Below are 23,100 nucleotides of genomic sequence, written 5' to 3' on the forward strand. Positions count from 1 at the left end.
AAGGATTGGCGGCGTGTGGCCACACGATACGACCGATGTCCCAAGGTCTTCCTATCAGCAATCGCACTCGCAACCATGGTCATCTATTGGCTATGAGCCCTGACCTTACCTCGCGGAGAACCCTGACAAGGTTCAAAGCGCCGTGTTGATCGAGCCGGGATATCTCGATGCCGATGGCCGGACGTCCTGGGAGACGGAAAGCCGTCGATACATGTCCGGGTTCCGTTACGGGTGGCAGGCATTGCTCACCGGTTTTCGCGCGCAGCATGTGTCCGGGCCGGACGCGGCAGCGCAGGAAGACTTCCTTGTTGGCCATATGGTCGGCATTTTCACAAATCATCCGGATAATCCGTATCATTGCGGTGATGGCTATTCCGCGCCCAATTGGCGGTTTGGGGCCTTGTCCAGCAGCACGTGGCGCAACGCGCCCGATGCGGCAATGGATCGCCTCGCGTTCGGAGCGACCGCGTTTTCCGGTTCCGTCCTCTTGATGTCAGGGGCGTGCAACAATTGGTTGGGCCCGCTGCAGCCATCTTTTCTTTCCCGGTTTGAAAACGCCGCCCTCGCGGTCATCCAGGATGCCGGGCATGACGTGGTCTGGGACAATCCTGACGCGGCGCTTGCGGCAATTAGCGCCTTTCTTGATTGACGCAATGATCGTGGCGGTATCGGCGCAAGGCTCTGGTGCGAGCCGGGGGGCTGTGGTGCAAGCGCGGGGCTGTCTCCGCCGAGTGAGCGTCGTCCGCCGATGTTGAGAAGGCGCGGCGCATTGGCGTCGCCTGCTGGCTGCTTCGGTCACAGATCGTGACAGGGGCATAACGACAAGCGCTGCGGTCTTTGCGTTGTCGCCCGCATGACGCCTAGGACTGACCCTTGCCCCGCGCGCAGAGCGGGTTTGCGGGATGGACCGGCTGCGTATCCGGGCGCGTCGCGCGGGTGATTGGCAGCCGATCCCTGTTTTGATGTTTGGTGAGGCGGGCTCACGCAGCGATTGTCATGGCCACAGCGCTCGGCTGGGCAAAGAAGTCCTCGTGCAAGGCCTTGATCGCCTTGTCGCGATCCGCTCTTTCCATGATGAATTGCGTGTCCACGCTGCGCGGACCTTGCGTCGCGCCAACCGATGCCATGCCCGCCTTCTCCAGCGCGCGCAAGCCGCGTGTTAGCACGCTGAGACCGCGAAGGTCGCGGCCAAGCACAGACACGAGCGCGAGCTTGCGGCTGGTGACTTCGGCTTGCGGGTATCGCTCTGTCAGGTCGGCCTCAACCCGCCGCATCGCCTTCAAGGACGCGTCGACATAGTGGGTGATCGTGTTCGCATTCGAGACTTTCGAAACGATCCGCACATTGTGACGCGTCAAGGCTTCGAGGATCGCGGCGTCATACCCTTTCACGCCGACCATATCCTGTTCGAACAGCTCCAACGCAATGATGTCGAGGCCGGTCACCATCTCGACCGCGGCTGTTTCCGCCGGTTGATCGTCGATCACGGTGCCGTGCTCCGAAGGCTCGAATGCATTGGTGACGCGCAGGGGCACGCCGGCCTGCCGAAGCGTCTTGGCGGCCGAGGGGTGAATTGCCTCCATGCCAAGATTTGCCATCTGGTCGGCCACGTCGTAATTCGTATGCCCCAGCGTCCGCACGGCTTCGGTGCCAACAAGGTTCGGATCAGCGGAAGAGAGATGGAACTCCTTGTGGATGATCGCCTCTTGCGCGCCGGTCAGGGCGGCCAGCTGCGAAAAGGTGACCTCTGAGTAACCCCGGTCAAATTCGCGCATGAGACCCTCACGGCACTGCGCATACCCTGTCACGACCGGCATCTCCGCCGCAGGATCGATCCCTTGCATGGCACCTCTGATCCGGTCATCCAGCGACAGGTTTCCGTTGTCGCGCCACCCGGACAGGTCCACGAACCGCGTATTGACGCCTGCGCGCATCAGCATAAGGCTCGTCACATAGGCCGAATGCGCCTCACCCAGACCGGACAGCAATTCGCGGATCTGCATCAGATGCGTGTTCAGTCGAAAATGGCCATAGGAACACAGCCGTTGGAGGTCGATCAGGCAATTGCGGGCGCCTTCGATCCGCTCCTGCACAAAGGCGGTGGCCTGCGCAATGTCCGCCGGGTGATCGAGCACCTTTTCATGCGCGCCGATCATCGCCTCACGGGCGCGGCTCAGCGCGTCGTGCCACCCATGCGTCTCCTCAGCGTTGGCAAAGGCAGCGTAGACACCCTGTTCGCCGGTCTTCTTGTGCTCCAGAAGCAGGTTGGTGATGCCGCCGAAAGCGGACACCACGAAGATCCGGCCATAGCGCGGCACCCCTGCGTCCATGAACAGTGTGTCGCGCAATTCATGCAGGCGCGACATCGACGTCCCGCCGATCTTTTCCACCGTGTGAGTCATCTCAGGCCTCGCCTTCTCCCGGCGCTGCATAGGATCCGTCCTCGCGATGCACCTCGGTGCCGGTGACGGGCGGGTTGAAGCAGCATGCCATGATGAGTTCTTCGTCGGCCCGCAGCGTGTGACGGTCATGCTTGTCGAGCGCATACATCACACCGGGCTTGATCTCATGGGTCTCGCCGGTGGCAAGATCCGTGATCGAACCGGTCCCCTGCATGCAATACACGCTTTCGAAGTGGTTCTTGTACTCGAAGGTGTGCTCCGAACCGGCCTCGAGGAAGGTGACATGGAACGAAAACCCCATGCCGTCACTGGCAAGCAGCATGCGCACGCTCGACCACTGGGCGTCAGACACGACGCGGTCGCGCTCCGATTTGATGATCTCGTTGAAATCTCTGACAATCATGTGTGTTACTCCGCCGCCATCTTGAAGCTTCCGGTGACGTTGCGTGCCGCGTCGATGAGGATATCGAGCCCTTTGCGCAGCGTCTCGTCGGGTGTGGTCAACGGGGCAAGGATCTTGACCACTTCGTCATCCGGGCCGGATGTCTCGACAATCAGACCATTCCGGAACGCATGGGCGCAGATCTCACCGGCCAGATCGCCGGAGCCAACATCGACACCGCGCATCATGCCACGGCCTTTGAGATAGGCGCCCGGAACCATGTCGGCGATCGCCTGAAGCCCTGCCTCAACGAGGTCTGCCCGGCGGGCAATATCCCGCTGTAGCGCCTCATCGGCCCAGAATTTCTCGATGGCAACGCGGGCGGTCACAAAGGCATGCGTGTTGCCGCGGAACGTGCCGTTATGCTCTGCCGGGCCCATCACGTCATGTTCCGGCTTCACCAGAACCAGCCCCATGGGCAGACCAAAACCGGAAACCGACTTCGCCAGCGTGATGATATCGGGTGTGATCCCCATCTCATCGAAGGAAAAGAAGGTGCCGGTCCGGCCACAACCGGCCTGGATATCATCGACAATCAACAGTGCCCCGTGGTCGGCCGCGAGCGTTGCGACCCGTTTGACCCAGTCGGGGCTGGCGGCGTTGAGGCCCCCTTCGCCCTGCACCGTCTCAAGCAGGATGGCCGCCGGCGCGTCCATGCCCGACGAGGCATCGGTGAGCATCGCTTCGAGCAAGTCGCAGGTATCGAACTCTGCACCCATGTAGCCGTCATACGGCAAGCGCGTCACGTTGCTCAGGCTCATGCCTGCCCCGCCGCGATGATAGCCGTTTCCGGTTGCCGCAAGCGCGCCTTGAGTCACGCCGTGAAACCCGTTGGTGAACGCGATCACGTTGGTGCGCCCGGTGGCCTTTCGCGCGATCTTCATCGCCGCTTCGACGGCATTGGCGCCGGTCGGGCCGACAAACATCAATTTGTGGTCCATGCCGCGCGGCTTGAGGATATGCGTCTCGAATGTTTCGATGAATGCACCCTTGGCGTCGGTGTGCATGTCGAGACCGTGGGTGATCCCGTCATTGGAGATATGGTCCACCAGCGCCGCTTTCATGTCGGGGTCATTGTGACCGTAGTTCAGCGACGAGCAGCCGGCGAGGAAATCGATATAGCTGCGCCCGGCAGTGTCGGTCATTTCCGACCCTTGCGCGGTTGCAAAGACGGTATCAAAGCCGCGGCAATAGCTGCGGGCCTCGGATTCACGGCGTTTGAAGACAGGCATATTGGAGGGGTTCGTAGACATACGACCTCTTTTTCATTGTTGCGATGTAAGGAGTGACGTCTGGGTCAGGCGGCTTTCGCGAAGCTCTGCGCCAGAGGAATCGTGACAAGGTTTTCAGTCTTGTGGCGTTTCTGGAAGTGCGCGGCCTGTTTGTAATAGGGCTCCGCGTCGAGCTGGCTGCCCTGCAGCTTGCCGAACTTGCGGAAAAGTGCCCAGGACGCGTCGTTGTCCGACGTGATCGTGGTCTGGATGCGCTGCACACCGTCACAGGCCTTGCGCCCGAGGATTTCCTGAAGCATGCGACCGCCCAGGCCAAGCCCGCGGGCGTCTTCCGCAACGGCCACCTGCCAGACAAAGAGCGTTTCGGGATCGTTCGGCATCACATAGGCAGAGATCCACCCGACCGCCTTTCCCTCAAGCTCGGCCACTACGCATGTGTCGGCGAAGTGATCACATTGGATCACGTTGCAATACATGGAGTTCTCATCCAGCGGCTTGCAGGACCGGATCAATTCCCAGATCGCCGCACCGTCGGTTGCCGTCGGCTTGCGCAGATTCGGAACTCTGGCTCGAGCAAGATCACGCGGGTGCTTCATCGGTTGGCTCCTGAATTGTTTGATCGTCGAACTATCATGATAGGTTTAATGCTTCAACAGGCAAATAATTTACGCTGTAGAAATTGAGATAATCAGGGAAAAATCTGAAAAATTTATTGAAAACAAAGAATATTTTCGGAGGTATTTCATAGATATGTAGTTTGATTAACGAAACACTCGCGCCTTTTCAAGCGACTGCTTTCTTCCTATGCTGAGCCTCCGGCAGGATTGTGTGGGAGCGCCTATGGATCGGGTTGACACGAGTTTGATCGCCCTGCGTCGCATCTTGCGTGCCACCGAGCTTTTTGGTCGTGAGTTGAAGAAAACGGCCGGAGTGACGGCGGTGCAGTTCCGTGTTCTGCAGATCATCGCCGAAACCGGGAATGCCACTGCGAAAACCATTGCGCAGCGCATGCGCGTGTCACAAGGCACTGTGACGTCTCTGGTGGACAAGCTGGTGCGCGACGGCATGGTCCTGCGCGAGAAATCCACCGAGGATCGACGTCAAACCCACATTCATATCACCCCGAAGGGCCTGCAAACGCTGAACGAGGCGCCTGATCCGCTACAGCAGCGTTTTGTGCGGAAGTTCGAGGCCATGGAGGATTGGGAGCAAGCCATGCTTGTCGCCAGTCTGGAGCGCGTCGCCTCCATGCTCGACGCCGAAGAGATCGATGCATCACCGGTTCTGGATACCGGGGAAATCAAACAGCAGGAGGAGCGTTGAACGGAACCCACATCTTGCGCGTCTGCAAGGATTGCCACAGAGCGGATAGAACGGCTTTTTCCCGGTGGCCACAGGCCTTCCAGTGACGACATGAGGAACGAGCGGTTCCCATGTGAAGGCACCGCAGGATCGGGCCTCGCGGCGCGTTCTTTGACCTGTAAATCTGGAACAATGGTCAGAAGCGAGCCTGTGCACCGCTGAACAGACACGGGGCGGACCGCCGGAAATGCTGCACGCACCCGCAGGCGCACCGATCACTGTGACAGGGTCAGAACCGTGTGCCAGTTTCGGCAGGCGGTGCCGTCACGACCTGACCAGGCGTCGGGGTCAACTCAGGGGACCCGAGCACCATCGACCACCAGATCTTGCCGTTTTCCTCCTGATACCAGGCAAGACCAAGCTCGCGCGCGGCCGGATCGAGGATCACGGCACGGGTGGAGGGCTGTTCCATCCAGGCGGCGAGTGTTTCCAGCTCCGTCTCATAGGTCTCAGAGAGGTTTTCGCCGATCAGGCGACCGGTGTAGCCGACCCGCTGCACGCGGTCGATCGGCGAGGATCCGTCTGACCCGAAGTGCCATGGGCGGTTTTGAACGCTCATATCGCGGGCATGGGTTGCAGCCGCCGCGTTCAGCCGCGAATTGAGCCGAACCGCCTCAAGGCCCGCGGTCTGTCGCAGGGCATTCACAGCATCAAGCATCCGGAACTGGATGCGGCCTTTGTCCCCGGCACTGATTCGGTAGACCCGGCTCCGGGGCTTGCCATCCGGCGCGAGGGTCGGCTCCTGGACCGGCGCGGCGCAGGCAGCAAGGGCGGCAGCAGAAGACATGAGAAGGAAAGCGCGGCGTTGCATCGCAAGAACTCTCTAAGATTATGTTGAAACCGGCTTACACTTGGACGCGTTGCACTTCAAACGCACATCGGCGTGAGTCTGCCAGATGACGTTCGTTTGATTTGCGAGTGCGGTATTCAGGCAATATAGCCTAGGGTAAGTTTTCAAGCCGAAAGGAGCTTGTCATGACAAAATTTCGTTCAAGCGGTCTGAGCCGTCGCAGCTTCCTTGCGGGGACAGCCGCCCTGTCCGCCACCCCGGTGTTGGCACAGCAGGATCCGAATGTGAACGCTGTCGAGATCGAGCGCGACATCACACCGGTGACGCGCCGCAATATCTCCAGTTTCCGGACCCTCGACTGGCAGCCGTATTTCTCCAACCTGAACAGCGGTGCCATTCTGGTCGATATCGACAGCCGGGCCCTTCACTACTGGGAAGAGAACGGCCGCTATCATCTCTATCCGTCGTCGGTTCCGCTGACGGAGGATCTCACGCGTCGTGGTCGCACCCGCGTGACCCTCAAAGATCCGAGCCCTGACTGGCGCCCGACCCCCTCGATGAAGATCCGCAACCCCGAATGGCCCGACTACGTGCCGCCCGGCCCGGATAACCCTCTTGGCACCCGTGCGCTGCATCTGAGCTGGACCTACTACCGCATCCACGGCACGCATGACACACGCAAGATCGGGCGTCGTTCGTCGAACGGTTGCATCGGGCTGTACAACGAGCACATCGAAGAACTTTACGAGATGGCGAATGTTGGCACCCAAGTGTTGCTAATTTGACGCCAAGTCCGAGCGGAGCCTCGATTTTGCCGTTTGACAGAATTGCAAATTGCTCGAAATGCTGCTTGAACCGAGTCACGAGGTAAGTCTTGGGTGTCTATTGTCCCGATCCTGGGCCATAGGCAATTATCTGGAGGATAACATGAAAAAAATCGCACTCGCAGCGGCATTCGCTGGCGCAGCTTCGACCGCAATGGCCGGTTCCTATGCAAAAGACGAAGTCGTGATGGAGCCCGTCGTGGTTGTTGAAGAGACTGCACAGTCCTCTTCTTCCGCTGGCATCCTGATCCCGCTTCTGCTTGTTGTTCTGGTTGCCGCAGCTGCAACGCAGTCCAACTAAGTCGGACGGTTTCAAGATCTTTAAAAAGGCGGTGCCGCTGGCGCCGCCTTTTTTGTATCCGGCGCTGCGGTCGGCGCGGGTGAAGCTAGCCGGCCGGCGCATTGTCTGGTGTGGTGCCGCCATCCTTTGCTGCGGTTGATCGCGGACCGAACCTAATGGCAAGGCGCACCCCACGCGACCCAGGCCTTGGGTGCAGGCACCCATCTGGTCTGCACATGCGACTACACGGTTGCCCGCTCTGCGCGACGCAGCTCCAAAGCGCGCACCAAAAAAGGCGCAGCCCGAAGACTGCGCCTTGATCGAACCCTATCGGGCGTGGATTACTTCCAGCCTGCCTCAGCGAGGATGCGCTGCGCCGCACCGATGTTATCGGCAATATCGGACAGGGAAATCGCGTCCGGCCGGAAAATCCCCAGAGCGGCAACCGACGGCGCAAGGCCGATGCCGGGCACCGCCGGGTATTCGTCGTTCCCAGCGGAGAAATACTGCTGAGCCTGCTCGGAGGCGAGATATTCCAGGAAGGTGATCGCGTTGTCGCGGTTCGGTGCATGCGCCGCAACACCGCCACCAGAGATGTTCATGTGGGCGCCGATATCGTCCTGATTCGGGAACACCCAACCGATCTGATCGAGGCTGTCGGACAGGCCGGACACATCGCGGCGGATCGCACGGGCGTAATAATACGTGTTGGACATCGCGATATCGCACTCGCCGGACACGATGCCCCGCAGCTGATCGGTGTCACCGCCCTGCGGATCGCGTGCGAAGTTGTTGACCACGCCCTTCGCCCATTCAAGCGCCGCGTCCTCGCCAAGATGTGCCGTGATCGCAGCCACGATGTTCTGGGTGTAGACGTTGGAGGAGGAGCGAATACAGACCTGACCCTCATAGGCGGGATCGGCCAGATCCTGATAGGTCATCGGTGGATTGGTCACATCGTTCTTGTCGTAGAACAGAATGCGGGCGCGCTGCGAGAAGGCGAACCACTGGTTGTCCTCGTCCTGGAGATAGGCGGGGATCTTTGCTTCGAGCAACTCGCTGTCGATGGATTGGAGCAAGCCCATCTCCTTGGCGCGGGTGATGCGCACGGTATCGACGGTCAGGAACACATCGACGGGGGAGTTTTCGCCTTCGGCGTCCATGCGCGCGATCAGCTCGTCGGCATTGCCCTCGATGCGGTTGATCGTGATCCCGGTCGCTTCGGTGAAGTCCGAATAGAGTCGTTCATCCGTGTCGTAGTGGCGGGAGGAATAGAGGTTGAGCTCGTTGGCGCTGGCCTCGGCATAGCTTGTCAGGGCCATGGCCGTGGTCGCGATTGCGAGGAGGGATGTCTTGCTCGTCATCAGATGCTCCGTTGGAGGTTATTCCTTACTTTTTTGGTCAATTACAGGAATGGCGCAACAAATCAACCCTTCCTTATCAAAATTGTCAGATTTGACCGAAGACGCAGACCTGTTGATTGTACGGCAGAAATCTCCGCCAACCGTCGAAAAATTTGGTGAAATGGCCCGCCAGGCGTTCAGGACTGCTCGCATCTGCTTTGTGACCGGCACGGATCCGCGGCCGGCATTCGCATTCGGGCAGGCCCGATTTGGCTACTAAAGCTGCGCCAGACGAATCAGCAGGGCGCGCATCTGTGCGGCTTCCTCGGCGCTGAACTCCGCCATCAGCGCGGTATCGAACCGCTGCGCCTCTTTCACGAGGTCACGGAACACCCGCGCGCCTGTGGGGGTCAGGGACAGCATTTCATGACGACGATCATCGGAGCGTGTCTGGCGTTCGAGGAACCGCTTTTCTTCGAGCGCACGCACGGCGCGGCTGACCTTCGTCTTGTGCATCCGCGCCCGGCCACAGATCTCCTTGGCGGTCATCGCGCCGTAGCGACCAAGGTGGAAAAGCACCCGCCATTCCGTGCGCAGCATGCCGTAGCGGTCCTTGTAAGCACCCTCAAAAGACCGGCTCGTGACATCCGCCGCTTGGTTGAGCAGGTAGGGCATGAAATCCCTCAGATCAAAAGGCGCGCTTTCTGACATCGATCGATTTTCACGGTTGTTAGTTACAAAAGCAACTACTACGACTCGGCCAGCTAGAAAAAGGATGATCTGATGAACATGGACAGCGCCCCTGACGGTCTCCGCTCTGCCGCCTCTCCGGTCGGCACCCATCCGGGCTACATGCCGGGTTTCGGCAATGACTTTGAAACCGAAGCATTGCCCGGTGCCCTGCCGCAGGGAATGAACTCCCCCCAGAAGGTGAACTATGGCCTTTACGGCGAGCAGCTTTCCGGCACTGCGTTCACCGCGCCCAGCCATCAGAACGAGCGGACCTGGTGTTACCGCATCCGGCCATCCGTCAAGCACACACACCGGTTTACCAAGATCGATCTGCCATACTGGAAGTCTGCTCCGCATGTGGATCCTGATGTGATTTCCCTGGGCCAGTATCGTTGGGATCCGGTGCCGCATAGCGAAGCGGGTCTGACCTGGCTCACGGGCATGCGCACCATGACCACCGCCGGTGACGTCAATACGCAGGTGGGCATGGCCAGCCATATCTACCTTGTCACCGAAAGCATGAAAGACGCCTATTTCTACTCGGCGGATTCCGAGCTTCTTGTCGTCCCGCAGGAAGGCCGCCTCCGCTTCGCGACGGAATTGGGTGTGATCGACATCGAGCCGCAGGAAATCGCCATCATCCCGCGCGGGCTCGTCTATCGGGTCGAGGTTCTGGAAGGCCCGTGCCGGGGTTTTGTCTGCGAGAATTACGGTCAGAAATTCGATTTGCCGGGGCGCGGACCGATCGGAGCCAACTGCATGGCGAACCGGCGCGACTTCAAGACGCCCGTCGCCGCGTTCGAAGATCGCGAAACCCCATCGACAGTGACGGTGAAATGGGCTGGCCAGTTTCACGAGACCCGGATCGGGCACAGCCCGCTAGACGTGGTGGCGTGGCATGGCAATTACGCGCCCTGCAAATACGATCTGCGGACCTATTGCCCGGTCGGCGCAATCCTGTTCGATCACCCCGACCCGTCCATCTTCACCGTGCTGACCGCGCCATCGGGCGTCGAAGGGACGGCGAATATCGACTTCGTGCTGTTCCGGGATCGCTGGATGGTGGCCGAGGATACGTTCCGCCCGCCCTGGTATCACAAGAACGTCATGTCCGAGCTGATGGGCAACATCTTTGGCATCTACGACGCCAAACCAAAGGGGTTCGTGCCCGGTGGCATGAGCCTTCACAACATGATGTTGCCGCATGGGCCCGACAAGACGGCCTTCGAGGGGGCCTCCAACGCCGATCTTGCGCCGGAATACCTCGCCAACACCATGAGTTTCATGTTCGAAACCCGCTTCCCGCAGCACCTGACCGCCTTTGCTGCAAACGAAGCCCCGCTTCAGGATGACTACATCGATTGCTGGGCCGATCTTGAAAAGAAATTCGACGGGACGCCGGGCAAGAAATGAAAATTGCGCATCTGGGTTTCCCCGAAGGAACGGGGTTTTGCATCGAAACGGACGGCGTGTTGCGCAAGGCCGCAGCGCCGGGTCTGCTTGCCGCGCTGGGTGGTGCGGGGTTTGACACGGTTGGCGGTGACCTTGGCCCGCTTGACCCGTGTGACGCGGACGCGCCTTTGCCGCAGAGCCACACGTTTCTCGATGGCTCCGCCTATGTGAACCATGTCGATCTGGTCCGGCGCGCGCGCGGCGCGGAGATGCCGGAGCGATTCTGGACCGATCCGCTCATGTATCAGGGCTGCGCGGTGTTTGACGGGCCAATGGCGCGGATCACGGGCGAGGAAGCCTGGGGCATCGATTTCGAAGCCGAGGTTGCCGTGATCACCGGCGACGTGCCACGCGGCGCAAGCGCGGGCGAGGCGGCGGATGCGGTCCTTTTTGTCATGCTTCTCAATGACATATCCCTGCGGAACCTGATCCCGGACGAGCTGTCCAAAGGCTTCGGCTTTGTGCAATCAAAACCGCCCTCCGCCTGTTCGCCTTTCGCGGTGAGTCCCGACGCGCTTGCGGGTTGGGACGGTCGCAAGCTTCACGCAACCATGTGCGTCGATCTCAACGGCGCGCCTTTTGGACGGACGCAGGCGGGCGAAGACATGACGTTCGATTTTGGCCAGTTGATCGCGCATGCCGCCAAGACACGGGCCTTGCCCGCAGGCACGGTGATCGGGTCCGGCACCGTATCCAACCGTGATGACAGCGGCGGCCCCGGCTTGCCGGTGGCGCAAGGCGGACGGGGCTATAGCTGCATTGCAGAGCAGCGCATGGTCGAAACCTTGTTGCACGGGACTGCCGCGACATCGTTTCTCAAGACCGGCGATACCGTGTCGATCTGGATGGAAGATGCGTCCGGGCGCGATCTCTTCGGAGCCATAACCCAAAAGGTGGAGACCACATGAGCAAGGCTTTCGCGTCGCAAGGCGACATGACAGAAAAAACCATCACCTTCGAAGAGGTCGGCCGTGATCTCTGGGCCTTTACTGCCGAGGGTGATCCGAATTCCGGCGTCATCATCGGCGATGAAAGCGTGATGATTGTTGAAGCGCAGGCCACCCCGCGCCTTGCGCAGAAAGTCATCGAAAAGGTTCGATCTGTCACCGACAAGCCGATCACCCATCTTGTTCTGACCCATTACCACGCGGTGCGCGTGCTCGGTGCAAGCGCCTATGGCGCCGATCAGATCATCATGTCCGATGTTGCGCGCGGCATGGTCGAGGAACGCGGTCAGGAGGACTGGGACAGCGAGTTCCAACGCTTCCCGCGCCTGTTCGAAGGCCATGAAAGCATTCCCGGCCTGACCTATCCGACCACGACTTTCAGCGACAGCATGACCGTCTATCTTGGCAAGCGGCGGGTGGATATCAGGCATGTCGGGCGCGCGCACACCGCAGGCGACGCGGTGATCCACGTGCCGGATGAAAACGTGATGTTCACCGGCGATATCGTTGAGGATCATTCCGCCTGCTATTGCGGCGATGGGTATTTCGCCGATTGGGGCACCACGCTCGACGCGATCAAGGCTTTTGACGTCGATGCCATCGCCCCCGGTCGCGGCGGCGCACTGATCGGCAAGGACGCGGTCGCGCGCGCCATCGAAAGCACCCGCGATTTTGTGCGTTCGACCTATGAGCCTGCGGCGCGCGTGGCCGCACGCAGCGGCACGCTCAAGGAAGCCTGGGATGCGGTGCGCGCGGAATGCGATCCGAAGTTCAAGGATTACGCGATCTATGAGCATTGCCTGCCGTTCAACGTAAGCCGTGCCTATGACGAAGCGCGCGGCATCAGCCATCCGCGCATCTGGACGGACAAGCGCGATATCGAGATGTGGGAGCAGTTGCAGGGCTGATCGACCCTGCGGAGGCGCCTCCAGGAGAAAAGACCATGGTTGCCGAGCGATACAAGACCGCGTTCACGCTCTACCCCTACGAACCCGTCGTGGCGGCGCAAGGCGGAGCCGTCACGCGCCACCCGGTGGTGATCATCGGGGGCGGGCCGGTGGGCCTTGCCCTCGCGCTCGATCTCGGGCGACGCGGGACGCCGGCGCTTGTGCTTGACGATCACGAGGGTGCCGGGCTTGGCTCCAAGGCGATATGTTTTGCCAAGCGGACACTGGATATTGCCACCCGCCTCGGCGCCGGCGCGCCAATGCTCGAAAAGGGTGTCGTGTGGAATGTGGGCAAGGTCTTTTACGGCGACGGCAAGTTGTTCGAATTCGACCTTCTGCCGGAAGAGGGTCACCGCAATCCGGCCTTCATCAATCTGCAACAGCCCTATTTCGAGAAGTATCTCGTGGATGCGATCCGCGTGGCGCAAGCGCAAGGCGCGCCGATTGAGATCAGGGGCCGGAACCGGGTTACATCCGTAACGCCCGCGACCGATAGGACGACGCTGGAAATAGAGACGCCAGACGGCCCGTACCGGCTTGAGGCGGATTGGGTTGTGGCCTGCGACGGTGCGCGCTCTCCGACGCGCGACATGCTGGGTCTGAGTTTTGACGGGCGCGTGTTCGAGGATAATTTCCTGATCGCGGATGTCCGGATGAAGGCGGATTTCCCGACGGAGCGCTGGTTCTGGTTCGAGCCGCCCTTCGAGAATGCGGGCCAGTCCGCGCTGCTGCACAAACAACCGGACGACATCTGGCGTATCGATTTTCAGCTTGGCTGGGATATTGACCGCGAGGCAGAGCTTGAGCCGGACCGGATCCGCGCACGGGTTGACGCGATGCTGTCCTCACAGACCGGGGCGGTGCCGGAATACAGCCTCGAATGGACCTCCATCTACACGTTCCAATGCCGTCGGATGGAGCATTTCCGGCATGGCAGGATCTTCTTTGCGGGCGATAGCGCGCATCAAGTGTCTCCCTTTGGGGCGCGCGGGGCGAATTCCGGCGTGCAGGACGCGGAAAATCTCGCCTGGAAACTCGATTTGGTCGCCAAGGGGCAGGTGAGCGACACCCTCCTCGACACCTATGCCAGCGAACGCGCTTTCGCAGCCGATGAAAACATCCTGAATTCGTCGCGCGCGACGGACTTCATGACGCCGAAAACCGAAATCAGCCAGATCTTCCGCAACGCGGTTCTGGATCTGGCAGCCCATGCGCCTTTCGCGCGCCCCTTGGTGAATTCCGGACGGCTCTCGGTGCCTTGCGTTTATGACGGCTTCCCGCTTTTTGGCGAAGACGCGCTGGGCGGTCCGGACCGCACGCGGCCGGGCTCTGCATGTTGCGATGCGCCGGTGGAGGACGGGTTCCTGCTCGACCACCTTGACGGTCGGTTCACACTTCTGGCGCTTGGGGGCGACGCCCCGGAGGTCGCGGCCGATGAGGGGGTCGACCTGCATGTCGTGCACCTGCCACGCGTTTCACGGGAATTGCGGGACCGGTATCTGGGCGATGCGCCCAGCGCGATATACCTGATCCGGCCGGATCAGCATGTGGTGGCCCGCTGGCCGGAGTTTGACCATGCGCGTGTGCGAGAGGCTCTGGAACAAAGCCTTGGAAGGACGCTGACATGAGCGTGATGCGTGAGCCGAATATCGATGATCCGGATGGGTTCTATCAGGAATTGCTGACCGCGCATAACGGGCTGAGCAAGGCTGACAGTGATGCGCTCAATGCGCGGCTGATCCTCGTTCTGGCCAATCACATCGGCGACCGCGCAGTCCTGCGCGCGGCGCTTGCCTTGGCGCAGTCCGGACCGTCTGAGACCTGACCGGACCTCTCCAACCTGATTGCGTGCAGGATATTCGGAGATCAGGACCGGACCCAGAATTCAAGGCTTGCGCCTCTCCATAATTCACATATACATGAATTATGGAATCACTGGTTACCCAAAGACTCACAACCCTCGGTCACCCGCAGCGCCTTGCGGTGTTTCGGCTGCTGATGCGTCGTTACCCGGACCGCGTGCCGGCCACGGAAATCGCACATGCGCTCGGCCTGAAGCCAAATACCCTCTCGACCTATCTCAATGCACTGCGTCAGTGCGGTCTTGTTACCCAGACGCGGGATGGCACCTCGCTGCGCTATGCCATCGACATGATGCACGCGCGGGAAACCGTGACCTACCTGATGCAGGAGTGTTGCCGCGGGCGACCGGAAATCTGCGAAACCAACGCGGTCGGCGCGTTGCGGCCTCACGCGGGGCAGGAGCAGGGGCAGGGGCGGTATTCTGTCCTGTTTGTCTGCACCGGAAACTCCGCGCGTTCCATCATGGCTGAAGCCATCCTGCGCGCAGAAAGGCCCGACCGCTTTGAGGCCTTTTCTGCGGGGACGCATCCGCGCGGAGCGCCGCACCCGATGGCGCTCGACCTGTTGCGCGCCAAGGGGCATCCGATTGACATGCTGCGGTCTAAGTCGGTCGATGACCTGCGCGCCTCCGACGCCCCGCATTTCGACTTCGTCTTTACCGTCTGCGACCAGGCCGCGAACGAGGATTGTCCTGTCTGGACCGGAACGCCCATCGCAACCCATTGGGGGCTTCCCGACCCGGCGGCCGTGCAAGGCACCGATGCCGAACGGGCGCTTGCCTTTCAACAAACCTATGGCGCATTGCACAACCGTATCCGTGCGTTTACCGCCCTACCGGTCGAGACATTGGACCGGGTCGCGCTGCAACGCGCGGTTGACGATATCGCCCGCAACCCCACCGGAGAGCTCTCGTGACCACCTACGCAATCAACGGCCTCGGCCGGATCGGCAAACTTGCCCTCAAACCCTTGCTTGAAAAAGGGGCGCAGATTGCATTTCTCAACGACGCGGTGGGCGATCCGGCGATGCATGCCCATCTGCTTGAATTCGACACGGTGCATGGACGCTGGGACGCCGAATTTTCGTATGACGCGGAGTCTCTCACCGTGGATGGCACATGTTTGCCCTTTGTCGGCGCACGCGCGCTTGAGGATCTGCCGCTTGACGGGGTCGATGTGGTCATCGACTGCACCGGTGCGTTCAAGACCGACGCCGCGCTAGCGCCCTATTTCGCGGCGGGTGTGAAAAAGGTGATCATTTCTGCTCCGGTCAAGGACGGCGACGCGGCAAACATCGTTTATGGCGTGAACCACGAGGTCTATGACCCGGCGCGCCATCGCATTGTCACAGCGGCCAGCTGCACGACCAATTGCCTCGCGCCGGTGGTGAAGGTCATCCATGAAGCGCTGGGCATCCGTCATGGGTCGATCACCACGATCCACGATGTGACCAACACGCAGACCATTGTCGACCGGCCCGCCAAGGATCTGCGCCGGGCGCGTTCCGCTCTGAACTCACTGATCCCAACCACCACGGGCAGTGCAACGGCCATCACGCTGATCTATCCCGAACTCAAGGGCCGCTTGAATGGCCATGCCGTGCGCGTGCCCTTGCTCAACGCGTCGCTCACCGATTGTGTCTTCGAGGTCGAAACCCCGACAAGTGCAGAAGCCGTCAACGCGCTTTTCAAGGATGCGGCAGACGGTCCGCTCAAGGGTATTCTCGGCTATGAGGAGCGCCCGCTCGTGTCGGCCGATTACACGAACGATACGCGGTCGAGCATCGTGGATGCGCCCTCGACCATGGTCGTCAACGGAACACAGGTGAAGGTCTATGCCTGGTATGACAACGAGATGGGGTATGCGCATCGCTTGGTCGATGTCGCGTTGATGGTGGGAGCCTCGCTGTGACCGACGCGCCCGCGCGGTCCGACGGGCTTATGGCCTATGGCGTGGTGACGGCGGCCTATTGGGCCTTCATGCTGAGCGATGGTGCCTTGCGGATGCTGGTGCTGTTGCATTTCCACATTCTCGGCTTTTCTCCGGTGCAGCTGGCGTATCTGTTTGTGCTCTACGAGATTGCCGGCATGATCACCAACCTTTGCGCCGGATGGATTGCCGCGCGCTTTGGCTTGACCAGCACGCTCTATGCCGGTCTCGCGCTGCAGGTTCTGGCCTTGCTCGCGCTATCGCGGCTTGACCCTGCTTGGGCGACGGGCGTTTCGGTGGCCTTTGTCATGCTTGTGCAGGGCGCGAGCGGCGTGGCCAAGGATCTGGCCAAGATGTCGTCCAAGTCCGCAGTCAAACTGCTGGCGCCAAGCGAGGGTGGCGGCTTGTTTCGCTGGGTTGCGCTGCTCACCGGGTCCAAGAATGCGGTCAAGGGGCTGGGGTTCCTGCTTGGGTCTGCGTTGCTGGCGACGCTGGGTTTTGCCGGTGCCGTGCTCGGGATGGCGCTGATCCTCTTCGTCATTTTGCTGGCGGTTGTGCTGACCATGCCGGCGGGTCTTCCGCGCGGGAGCAAAGGCGCGAAATTCTCCGAGGTGTTCTCCAAATCGGCTAATGTGAACTGGCTCTCCGCCGCGCGCGTGTTTTTGTTCGGCGCGCGGGATGTCTGGTTTGTCGTCGGCATCCCGATCTATTTCTACGCGGTCTTGTCTGACGGATCCGAAGCCGGCAACCGCGCGGCCTTCTTTTCCATCGGTGGTTTCATGGCGCTCTGGATCATCTTGTATGGCGCGGTGCAGGCCAGCGCTCCCGCAATCCTGCGGGCGGCATCGCGCAGCGAAACCGACCTGGTCCATGCCGCGCGGCGCTGGGCATGGGCTTTGGCGGCAATCCCGGCGCTCCTCACCATTGCCGCGCTGGGCTCGGCGGGGCCGGACCCCTGGCTTACCGTTTCGCTTGTCATCGGGTTGTTGGCGTTTGGGGCCGTTTTTGCGGTGAATTCCGCGCTCCATTCCTATCTCATCCTGGCTTTCACAAAGGCCGAACGGGTGACGATGGATGTGGGCTTCTACTACATGGCCAATGCAGGCGGTCGCCTCCTTGGCACGGTGCTGTCCGGAGCCACCTACCAGAGTGGCGGGTTGTCCTTGATGCTGGCGACCGCCACGGTGATGGTCGGGGCGTCGGCGCTTCTGACCGGGCGCCTGACCCCACCCGATACCGCCTGAGACCGGTCGCGCCTGTGGCTTTGCCTCTGGTTTTCGCGCTCACTTGCAATAGGTGACGCAGAGACCGAAGGAGGACCCGGTGCTGTTATCATTGGAGCAGGTTACCAAGAGTTTCGACAGCGTGGACGGTCCCGTGCCGGTCTTGCGTGGCGTGACACTCGACGTTGCAGCCGGAGAGACCGTCGCGCTGACCGGTGAATCGGGATCGGGCAAAAGCACGCTTCTGCACATCGCGGGCGGGTTGGAAACGGCCGATGGCGGCTCGGTCCGGCTCGACGGGCAGGAGGTGACAACGCTCAATGACACCGGTCGCGCGGCGTTGCGTCGTGGCACGGTCGGGGTGATCTTTCAGCAGTTCAATCTTGTCCCGTCTCTGACGGTCGCGGCGAATATCGCCTTTCAGGCAAGACTGGCCGGGGCCTATGACGCCGCCCACGCAGAGGCATTGACGGAGGCGCTTGGCCTCACGTCCCAGCGCAACAAGTATCCCGAAGCCCTCTCCGGCGGTCAGCAGCAGCGGGTGGCCATCGCGCGCTGTCTGGCGGCCCGGCCCAAACTTGTTCTTGCGGATGAACCGACCGGCAATCTCGATGAGGATACCGCGGGGGAGGTTCTGGCCCAGATGCGCGCGCTGGTGGCGGATACCGGTGCCGCCCTGATGGTTGTGACGCATTCCCAAGCCGTCGCCGCCGAAATGGCGCGCCGTTTGCACCTGCGCGGAGGTCTGCTGGACGCGTCCGCCTCGGGGCAAACCGGATCGGCACGGGCCTCGTGACCCGATGACCCGGACCGTAGTCTCCGCCCTGCTGTCGCATTGGATGCGCAATCCGTTGCAGCTTGTGACATTTGTCACGGGACTGGCCTTGGCCACAGCGCTCTGGTCCGGGGTGCAGGCCATCAACGCCGAGGCGCGCGCCAGCTATGACGCGGCTTCTGCCACGTTGGGCGAGGGCCAATTCGATCAGGTCGTGCCGCGCGAGGGAACGTCGATCCCGCTGGACCGTTATGTTGCCCTGCGCCGGGCGGGCTGGCTTGTGTCGCCAATTCTCGAAGGACGTGTCGGATCAGTGCGGCTGATGGGGCTCGACCCGTTGACCGCGCCGGGAGGGCTGTCGCCAGTGACACCCGGCGGAGAGACGCCCTTTCTGGAATTCCTGACGCCGGGGGTAATCTATGCGCATCCGGACACGGCGCGCGCGCTTCCCGAACTGGCCTTGCGGGTGGTTCCCGACCCCGCGCTGGCTCCCGGGCTCGCGCTCACCGATATCGGGGCGGCGGGGCGGCTGCTTGGCCGCGATGATCTTTCGCGGCTGATCGTTGCACGGTCGCAACCGCTGTCCCGTCCGCCATTGGCTTCGGTCGCGCCCGAGCTGCGGCTTGAGCCGGCGCGCCAGACGGCGGATGTCGGAGAGCTGACGGAAAGCTTTCATCTCAACCTCACGGCGTTTGGCCTTCTGTCCTTTGCGGTCGGGCTTTTCATCGTGCACAGCGTGATCGGTCTCGCCTTCGAGCAACGGCGTGGCGTGATTCGCACCCTGCGCACGCTTGGCGTGCCCTTGCCGCGTCTCGTGGCGCTGATTGCGCTTGAGATGCTCACGCTGGCCGTGTTGGCCGGGTCCATCGGCATCGTTCTGGGCTATGTTATCGCGGCCTTTCTGCTGCCGGACGTGGCAGCGACGCTGCGGGGGCTTTATGGCGCGGAGCTGACCGGCGGTCTGTCGATCCGGCCGGAATGGTGGCTGTCCGGTCTGGGGATCGCGGTGCTCGGAACCGCGCTGGCTTCCGCGGGCCAGCTGTGGAAAATCGCGCGTATGCCGCTTCTCGCCTCTGCTCGGCCACGCGCCTGGGCGATGGCATCGCGGGGTGGGCAATGGGCGCTTGCGGTTGCCGGGCTCAGCCTGCTGGCGCTGGCGGCCGGGATTTCGCTGGTCGGAGCCGGGCTCCTCGCCGGGTTCGTTTCGCTTGGAGCGCTGTTGATCGGAGCCGCCTTGCTGCTGCCGCCGATGCTTGCGCTGTGCCTCGCCGGACTCACGGCACGTGCCCGGGGTCCGGTATCGCAATGGGCGTTGGCCGATACGCGCCAGCAATTGCCGGGACTGTCGCTTGCGCTGATGGCGCTTTTGCTGGCGATCGCCGCCAATATCGGCGTATCGACCATGGTGGGCAGCTTCCGGCTGGCCTTTACCAGCTTTCTGGACCAACGCCTTGCACCCGAGCTCTACATCGCCGCAGAGACCGTTTCCGAAGCGGAACGCATCGAGGCTTTCCTGATCGTCAACGCTCGCGAGACGCTGCCTCTTGCCCGCGCACAAACCGTGATTGCCGGAGAGCCAAGCCAGATCCTCGGGATCCGGACCGGCCCGACCTACCGCGAGAACTGGACCTTTGTGGCCTCTGGTCCCGCGCCTTGGGATGCGGTGGCCGCCGGATCAGGCAGCGTGATCAACGAACAGCTGGCCACACGCACGGGGCTGCGCGTTGGCGATGAAATCACGCTTGAGGGCGAAACCCTGACCGTGTCCGCCATTGCTGCGGATTATGGCAACCCGCTTGGGCAGGCGGTGATCGACGAACGGATTTTTGCGGCGATCTGGCCGGATCGTCCGGCCCTGCAATTTGGGGCCCGCACGGACGACGCGCCGGCCTTGCGCGACGCCCTGATCGCGAAAACGGCCATTCCGGCATCGGCCGTTACCGATCAATCCGATCTCAAGGCTTTCTCCCTTGCCGTGTTCGAGCGCACCTTTTCGGTCACGGCGGCGCTGAATGTGCTGACGCTCGCGGTTGCCGGGTTTGCGATGCTGATGTCGCTGCTCACCCTGTCCGACCTGCGCACACCGCAGCTTGCACCGGTCTGGGCGTTGGGCCTGACCCGGCGCCAGCTTGGCCGGATCGAGCTTGCGCGCACGGTTGCGCTCGCGGCCATGACGGCGGTGCTGGCGCTTCCCCTTGGTCTGGCGCTCGCATGGCTCCTGCTGACGGTGGTGAATGTCGAGGCCTTCGGATGGCGCTTGCCGATCCATTTCTTCCCGGGGGACTACCTGCGGCTTGGTCTCTATGCGCTGGCAGCGGCAACCCTCGCCGCGCTCTGGCCCGCGTGGCGCTTGCGCGAGACGCCACCGTCGCGTTTGCTCAAGGTGTTTGCCCATGAACGGTAGGATCTGTCTTTGTCTCATCTGGGCTCTGTTGGCGCTGGCGCCGCTCCCCGCGGGGGCGCAGGGCTTTGCCGGCCTTGGCACCGACGCCGAGGGTTTCGCCACCCCGGCGCCCGACCCGGATTTCGCCTTCCCGCAGGATCATGGTCCGCACCCGGCGTATCGCATCGAGTGGTGGTATCTCACGGCCAATCTGACAGGTCCGGATGGCACACCCTACGGCATACAATGGACCCTGTTTCGGTCCGCGCTTGCTCCGATGGAAGCCGAGGGCTGGCGGTCGCCGCAGGTCTGGTTCGGCCATGCCGCAGCAACCACGCCCGATGCTCATTATGCCACCGAGCGTTTCGCACGCGGCGGGATCGGACAGGCGGGGGTGACGGCGGCGCCTTTCCATGCGTGGATCGACGACTGGTCGATGCAAGGCGCGTCGCTGAATACGGTGTCCCTTACGGCGAGCGGCCCGGACTTTGCCTATGAGTTGTCGCTGAACGCGCAGGGGCCGCTCGTTTTCCACGGGGAAGACGGGTTTTCGGTGAAGTCCGCACAAGGGCAGGCGAGCTATTACTATTCCCAGCCGTTCTACGAGGTCAGCGGAACCCTGACGCTGCCGGATGGGCCGGTCGCCGTGACCGGTCAGGCCTGGCTTGACCGCGAATGGTCGTCACAGCCCTTGGCGGACACACAAGCGGGGTGGGATTGGTTTTCCCTGAGTTTCGACAGCGGTGACAAGCTTATGGGGTTCATGCTGCGCGACCGCGACGGCGGTGGCTACAGCTCTGCCACATGGATCGCGGCGGATGGCAGCACGACCGCCTTTCCGGACGGCGCATTCCGCGCGGACGCGTTGGCGCAAAGCACGGTTGCGGGCCGGTCCGTGCCGACCACTTGGCGTGTGACCCTTCCCGAACGCGGGCTTGATGCAACGGTGTCCGCGTTGAACCCGCAAGCGTGGATGGGACTCACAATCCCCTATTGGGAAGGGCCGGTGCAGGTTGCCGGGTCGCATACGGGCGTCGGCTATCTGGAGATGACAGGCTACGACTGAGGACATCCGGCTGACGGCATTCTGATGAAGCGAGGCCCGCGCGTGAACACGAAATCGCGCGCGCGCTTGAGAACGCATGGTGCGGCTCTATGTCGCTCTCTATCCTGGACGGGCGCGTGCCGTGCCTGTCGGATGCAGTTTCGATCGAAGAACAAGACCAGATCTGGGAGATCTCTGAATGACTGACTTCACACGCCGCGCCCTTTTGGCTTCGGGTGCCGCCCTGCCGCTTGCCGGTCTTGGCGCAACGGCCGCACGCGCAGAAGCTCCGATGAAAGGCGCCAGCTTTGCAAGGCATCGTCGCTTCATGATCGGCGGGTTCGAAGTGACAACGATCCTCGGCGGAACCGCGCCGCGCGAAAATCCGCAGGGCATTTTCGGGATGAACGTGTCCGAAGAGGAGTTCAACGCCGTCAGCGAAGCGAACTTCCTGTCCACCGAAGTGGCGCAGTTCTTCTTTACGCCCACCGTCGTCAATACCGGCAGCGAGCTTGTGCTGTTTGACACCGGTCTCAATGCGGAAGCCACCGTTGGCGCGCTCGAAAGTGCAGGCTATGCCGCTGACCAGATCGATGTGGTTGTCCTCACCCACATGCATGGCGACCACATTGGCGGGCTGATGAACGAGGGGTCGCCGACCTTTACCAATGCGCGCTATGCCACCGGACAAGTGGAATACGACCACTGGGCCGCGGCGGGCAATGAGCGCTTTGACCAGAACGTGCGTCCCATGGCGGACAAGATGACATTCCTCGGCGACGGCGACGATGTGGTGTCCGGCATCACGGGCATGGCCGCGTTTGGCCACACACCCGGGCACATGGTGTATCGGATCGAAAGCGAAGGCAAAGGGCTCGCGATCTTTGCGGACCTTGCAAACCACCCGGTGTGGTCGCTGGCGCGTCCCGATTGGGAAGTGCGCTTTGATGCGGACAAGGCACAAGCCGCTCAGGCGCGCCGCAACGTGCTTGGCATGATCGCGGCGGACCGCATCCCGGCCATCGGGTATCACATGCCGTTCCCCGCTGTGGGCTATGTGGATACCGGCTCTGACGGCGCGGAATTCCGCTGGGTTCCGGAAGCGGGCCAGCTGATGGGCTGATGCCCTG

At 61.9% G+C, this 23,100-nt stretch carries 23 protein-coding genes and 1 pseudogene; 17 read left to right on the forward strand and 7 right to left on the reverse strand.

Annotated elements, in window-relative coordinates; genetic code table 11:
• Both J1C49_RS10685 and J1C49_RS10690 read left to right on the forward strand, forming a co-directional pair.
• A pseudogene (locus tag J1C49_RS10685) lies at window positions 1-96 on the forward strand (IS5/IS1182 family transposase); the annotation flags it as partial.
• Between the two features lie 46 nt (window positions 97-142).
• Window positions 143-649 (forward strand): alpha/beta fold hydrolase, encoded by a 507-nt coding sequence (locus J1C49_RS10690; protein ID WP_227445816.1) that lies wholly within the window; start codon window positions 143-145, stop codon window positions 647-649.
• A gap of 331 nt (window positions 650-980) precedes the next feature.
• Here J1C49_RS10690 and J1C49_RS10695 read toward each other — a convergent pair whose 3' ends face one another.
• Genes J1C49_RS10695 through ectA form a run of 4 tightly spaced genes read right to left on the reverse strand, consistent with a single transcriptional unit; the run spans window position 981 to window position 4,672 of the window.
• Window positions 981-2,402: an aspartate kinase gene (locus J1C49_RS10695; RefSeq protein WP_227445817.1), complete on the reverse strand. Its 1,422-nt coding sequence runs from the start codon at window positions 2,400-2,402 to the stop codon at window positions 981-983.
• Window position 2,403: 1 nt separating this feature from the next.
• Window positions 2,404-2,805, reverse strand: coding sequence for an ectoine synthase (locus J1C49_RS10700; RefSeq protein ID WP_227445818.1), 402 nt, complete (start codon window positions 2,803-2,805; stop codon window positions 2,404-2,406).
• Between the two features lie 5 nt (window positions 2,806-2,810).
• The gene (ectB, locus tag J1C49_RS10705) at window positions 2,811-4,097 is read right to left on the reverse strand and encodes a diaminobutyrate--2-oxoglutarate transaminase (protein ID WP_227445819.1); all 1,287 of its coding nucleotides are present in this window, start codon (window positions 4,095-4,097) and stop codon (window positions 2,811-2,813) included.
• A gap of 44 nt (window positions 4,098-4,141) precedes the next feature.
• On the reverse strand, window positions 4,142-4,672 hold the full coding sequence (gene ectA, locus J1C49_RS10710) for a diaminobutyrate acetyltransferase (RefSeq protein ID WP_227445820.1): 531 nt from the start codon (window positions 4,670-4,672) through the stop codon (window positions 4,142-4,144).
• A 244-nt stretch (window positions 4,673-4,916) separates the two neighbouring features.
• On the opposite strand from ectA, the gene J1C49_RS10715 reads away from it, so the two are divergent.
• Window positions 4,917-5,399: a MarR family winged helix-turn-helix transcriptional regulator gene (locus J1C49_RS10715; protein WP_227445821.1), complete on the forward strand. Its 483-nt coding sequence runs from the start codon at window positions 4,917-4,919 to the stop codon at window positions 5,397-5,399.
• A gap of 268 nt (window positions 5,400-5,667) precedes the next feature.
• Here the strand turns inward: J1C49_RS10715 and J1C49_RS10720 are convergent, their stop codons facing one another.
• Window positions 5,668-6,249: a CAP domain-containing protein gene (locus J1C49_RS10720; RefSeq protein WP_227445822.1), complete on the reverse strand. Its 582-nt coding sequence runs from the start codon at window positions 6,247-6,249 to the stop codon at window positions 5,668-5,670.
• Between the two features lie 164 nt (window positions 6,250-6,413).
• Between J1C49_RS10720 and J1C49_RS10725 the strand changes: the two genes are divergently transcribed.
• On the forward strand, window positions 6,414-7,013 hold the full coding sequence (locus J1C49_RS10725; RefSeq protein ID WP_227445823.1) for a L,D-transpeptidase family protein: 600 nt from the start codon (window positions 6,414-6,416) through the stop codon (window positions 7,011-7,013).
• A 142-nt stretch (window positions 7,014-7,155) separates the two neighbouring features.
• On the forward strand, window positions 7,156-7,353 hold the full coding sequence (locus tag J1C49_RS10730) for a ferrochelatase (RefSeq protein WP_227445824.1): 198 nt from the start codon (window positions 7,156-7,158) through the stop codon (window positions 7,351-7,353).
• Between the two features lie 320 nt (window positions 7,354-7,673).
• Here the strand turns inward: J1C49_RS10730 and J1C49_RS10735 are convergent, their stop codons facing one another.
• Together J1C49_RS10735 and J1C49_RS10740 are read right to left on the reverse strand one after the other, a co-directional pair.
• Window positions 7,674-8,696 carry an extracellular solute-binding protein gene (locus J1C49_RS10735; protein WP_227445825.1) on the reverse strand — a complete coding sequence of 341 codons (1,023 nt, stop codon included), beginning with the start codon at window positions 8,694-8,696 and terminating at the stop codon, window positions 7,674-7,676.
• Window positions 8,697-8,951: 255 nt separating this feature from the next.
• Window positions 8,952-9,350 carry a MarR family winged helix-turn-helix transcriptional regulator gene (locus J1C49_RS10740; RefSeq protein ID WP_370639399.1) on the reverse strand — a complete coding sequence of 133 codons (399 nt, stop codon included), beginning with the start codon at window positions 9,348-9,350 and terminating at the stop codon, window positions 8,952-8,954.
• 108 nt (window positions 9,351-9,458) lie between these two features.
• Between J1C49_RS10740 and hmgA the strand changes: the two genes are divergently transcribed.
• The 12 genes from hmgA (at window position 9,459) to J1C49_RS10800 (ending at window position 23,093) form a co-directional block, all read left to right on the forward strand.
• A complete protein-coding gene (hmgA, locus tag J1C49_RS10745; protein ID WP_370639400.1) occupies window positions 9,459-10,820 on the forward strand; it encodes a homogentisate 1,2-dioxygenase in 1,362 nt (453 codons plus the stop codon).
• Complete coding sequence (locus J1C49_RS10750; protein ID WP_227445827.1) at window positions 10,817-11,767, forward strand: fumarylacetoacetate hydrolase family protein; 951 nt, start codon at window positions 10,817-10,819, stop codon at window positions 11,765-11,767. Before hmgA ends, J1C49_RS10750 begins: the two co-directional genes overlap by 4 nt.
• Window positions 11,764-12,714 (forward strand): MBL fold metallo-hydrolase, encoded by a 951-nt coding sequence (locus tag J1C49_RS10755; RefSeq protein ID WP_227445828.1) that lies wholly within the window; start codon window positions 11,764-11,766, stop codon window positions 12,712-12,714. The genes J1C49_RS10750 and J1C49_RS10755 overlap by 4 nt, the downstream gene beginning before the upstream one ends.
• A gap of 35 nt (window positions 12,715-12,749) precedes the next feature.
• Entirely contained in the window at window positions 12,750-14,381 is a 1,632-nt protein-coding gene (locus J1C49_RS10760) for an FAD-dependent oxidoreductase (protein ID WP_227445829.1), read from the forward strand.
• Window positions 14,378-14,578, forward strand: a complete 201-nt coding sequence (locus tag J1C49_RS10765) for a DUF2783 domain-containing protein (RefSeq protein WP_227445830.1) — start codon at window positions 14,378-14,380, stop codon at window positions 14,576-14,578. The genes J1C49_RS10760 and J1C49_RS10765 overlap by 4 nt, the downstream gene beginning before the upstream one ends.
• Window positions 14,579-14,679: 101 nt before the next feature.
• The gene (locus J1C49_RS10770) at window positions 14,680-15,531 is read left to right on the forward strand and encodes a helix-turn-helix domain-containing protein (RefSeq protein WP_227445831.1); all 852 of its coding nucleotides are present in this window, start codon (window positions 14,680-14,682) and stop codon (window positions 15,529-15,531) included.
• The gene (locus tag J1C49_RS10775; protein WP_227445832.1) at window positions 15,528-16,526 is read left to right on the forward strand and encodes an ArsJ-associated glyceraldehyde-3-phosphate dehydrogenase; all 999 of its coding nucleotides are present in this window, start codon (window positions 15,528-15,530) and stop codon (window positions 16,524-16,526) included. Before J1C49_RS10770 ends, J1C49_RS10775 begins: the two co-directional genes overlap by 4 nt.
• A gap of 29 nt (window positions 16,527-16,555) precedes the next feature.
• A complete protein-coding gene (gene arsJ / locus J1C49_RS10780; protein WP_255670661.1) occupies window positions 16,556-17,788 on the forward strand; it encodes an organoarsenical effux MFS transporter ArsJ in 1,233 nt (410 codons plus the stop codon).
• 79 nt (window positions 17,789-17,867) lie between these two features.
• A complete protein-coding gene (locus J1C49_RS10785; protein WP_227445834.1) occupies window positions 17,868-18,563 on the forward strand; it encodes an ABC transporter ATP-binding protein in 696 nt (231 codons plus the stop codon).
• A gap of 4 nt (window positions 18,564-18,567) precedes the next feature.
• Complete coding sequence (locus tag J1C49_RS10790; RefSeq protein ID WP_227445835.1) at window positions 18,568-20,946, forward strand: ABC transporter permease; 2,379 nt, start codon at window positions 18,568-18,570, stop codon at window positions 20,944-20,946.
• The gene (locus tag J1C49_RS10795; protein WP_227445836.1) at window positions 20,936-21,991 is read left to right on the forward strand and encodes a lipocalin-like domain-containing protein; all 1,056 of its coding nucleotides are present in this window, start codon (window positions 20,936-20,938) and stop codon (window positions 21,989-21,991) included. The genes J1C49_RS10790 and J1C49_RS10795 overlap by 11 nt, the downstream gene beginning before the upstream one ends.
• A gap of 178 nt (window positions 21,992-22,169) precedes the next feature.
• Window positions 22,170-23,093, forward strand: coding sequence for an MBL fold metallo-hydrolase (locus tag J1C49_RS10800; RefSeq protein ID WP_227445837.1), 924 nt, complete (start codon window positions 22,170-22,172; stop codon window positions 23,091-23,093).
• Window positions 23,094-23,100: the final 7 nt, after the last annotated feature.

This window comes from Cognatishimia sp. F0-27 (assembly GCF_020667845.1).
GTDB lineage: Bacteria > Pseudomonadota > Alphaproteobacteria > Rhodobacterales > Rhodobacteraceae > JAFMPQ01.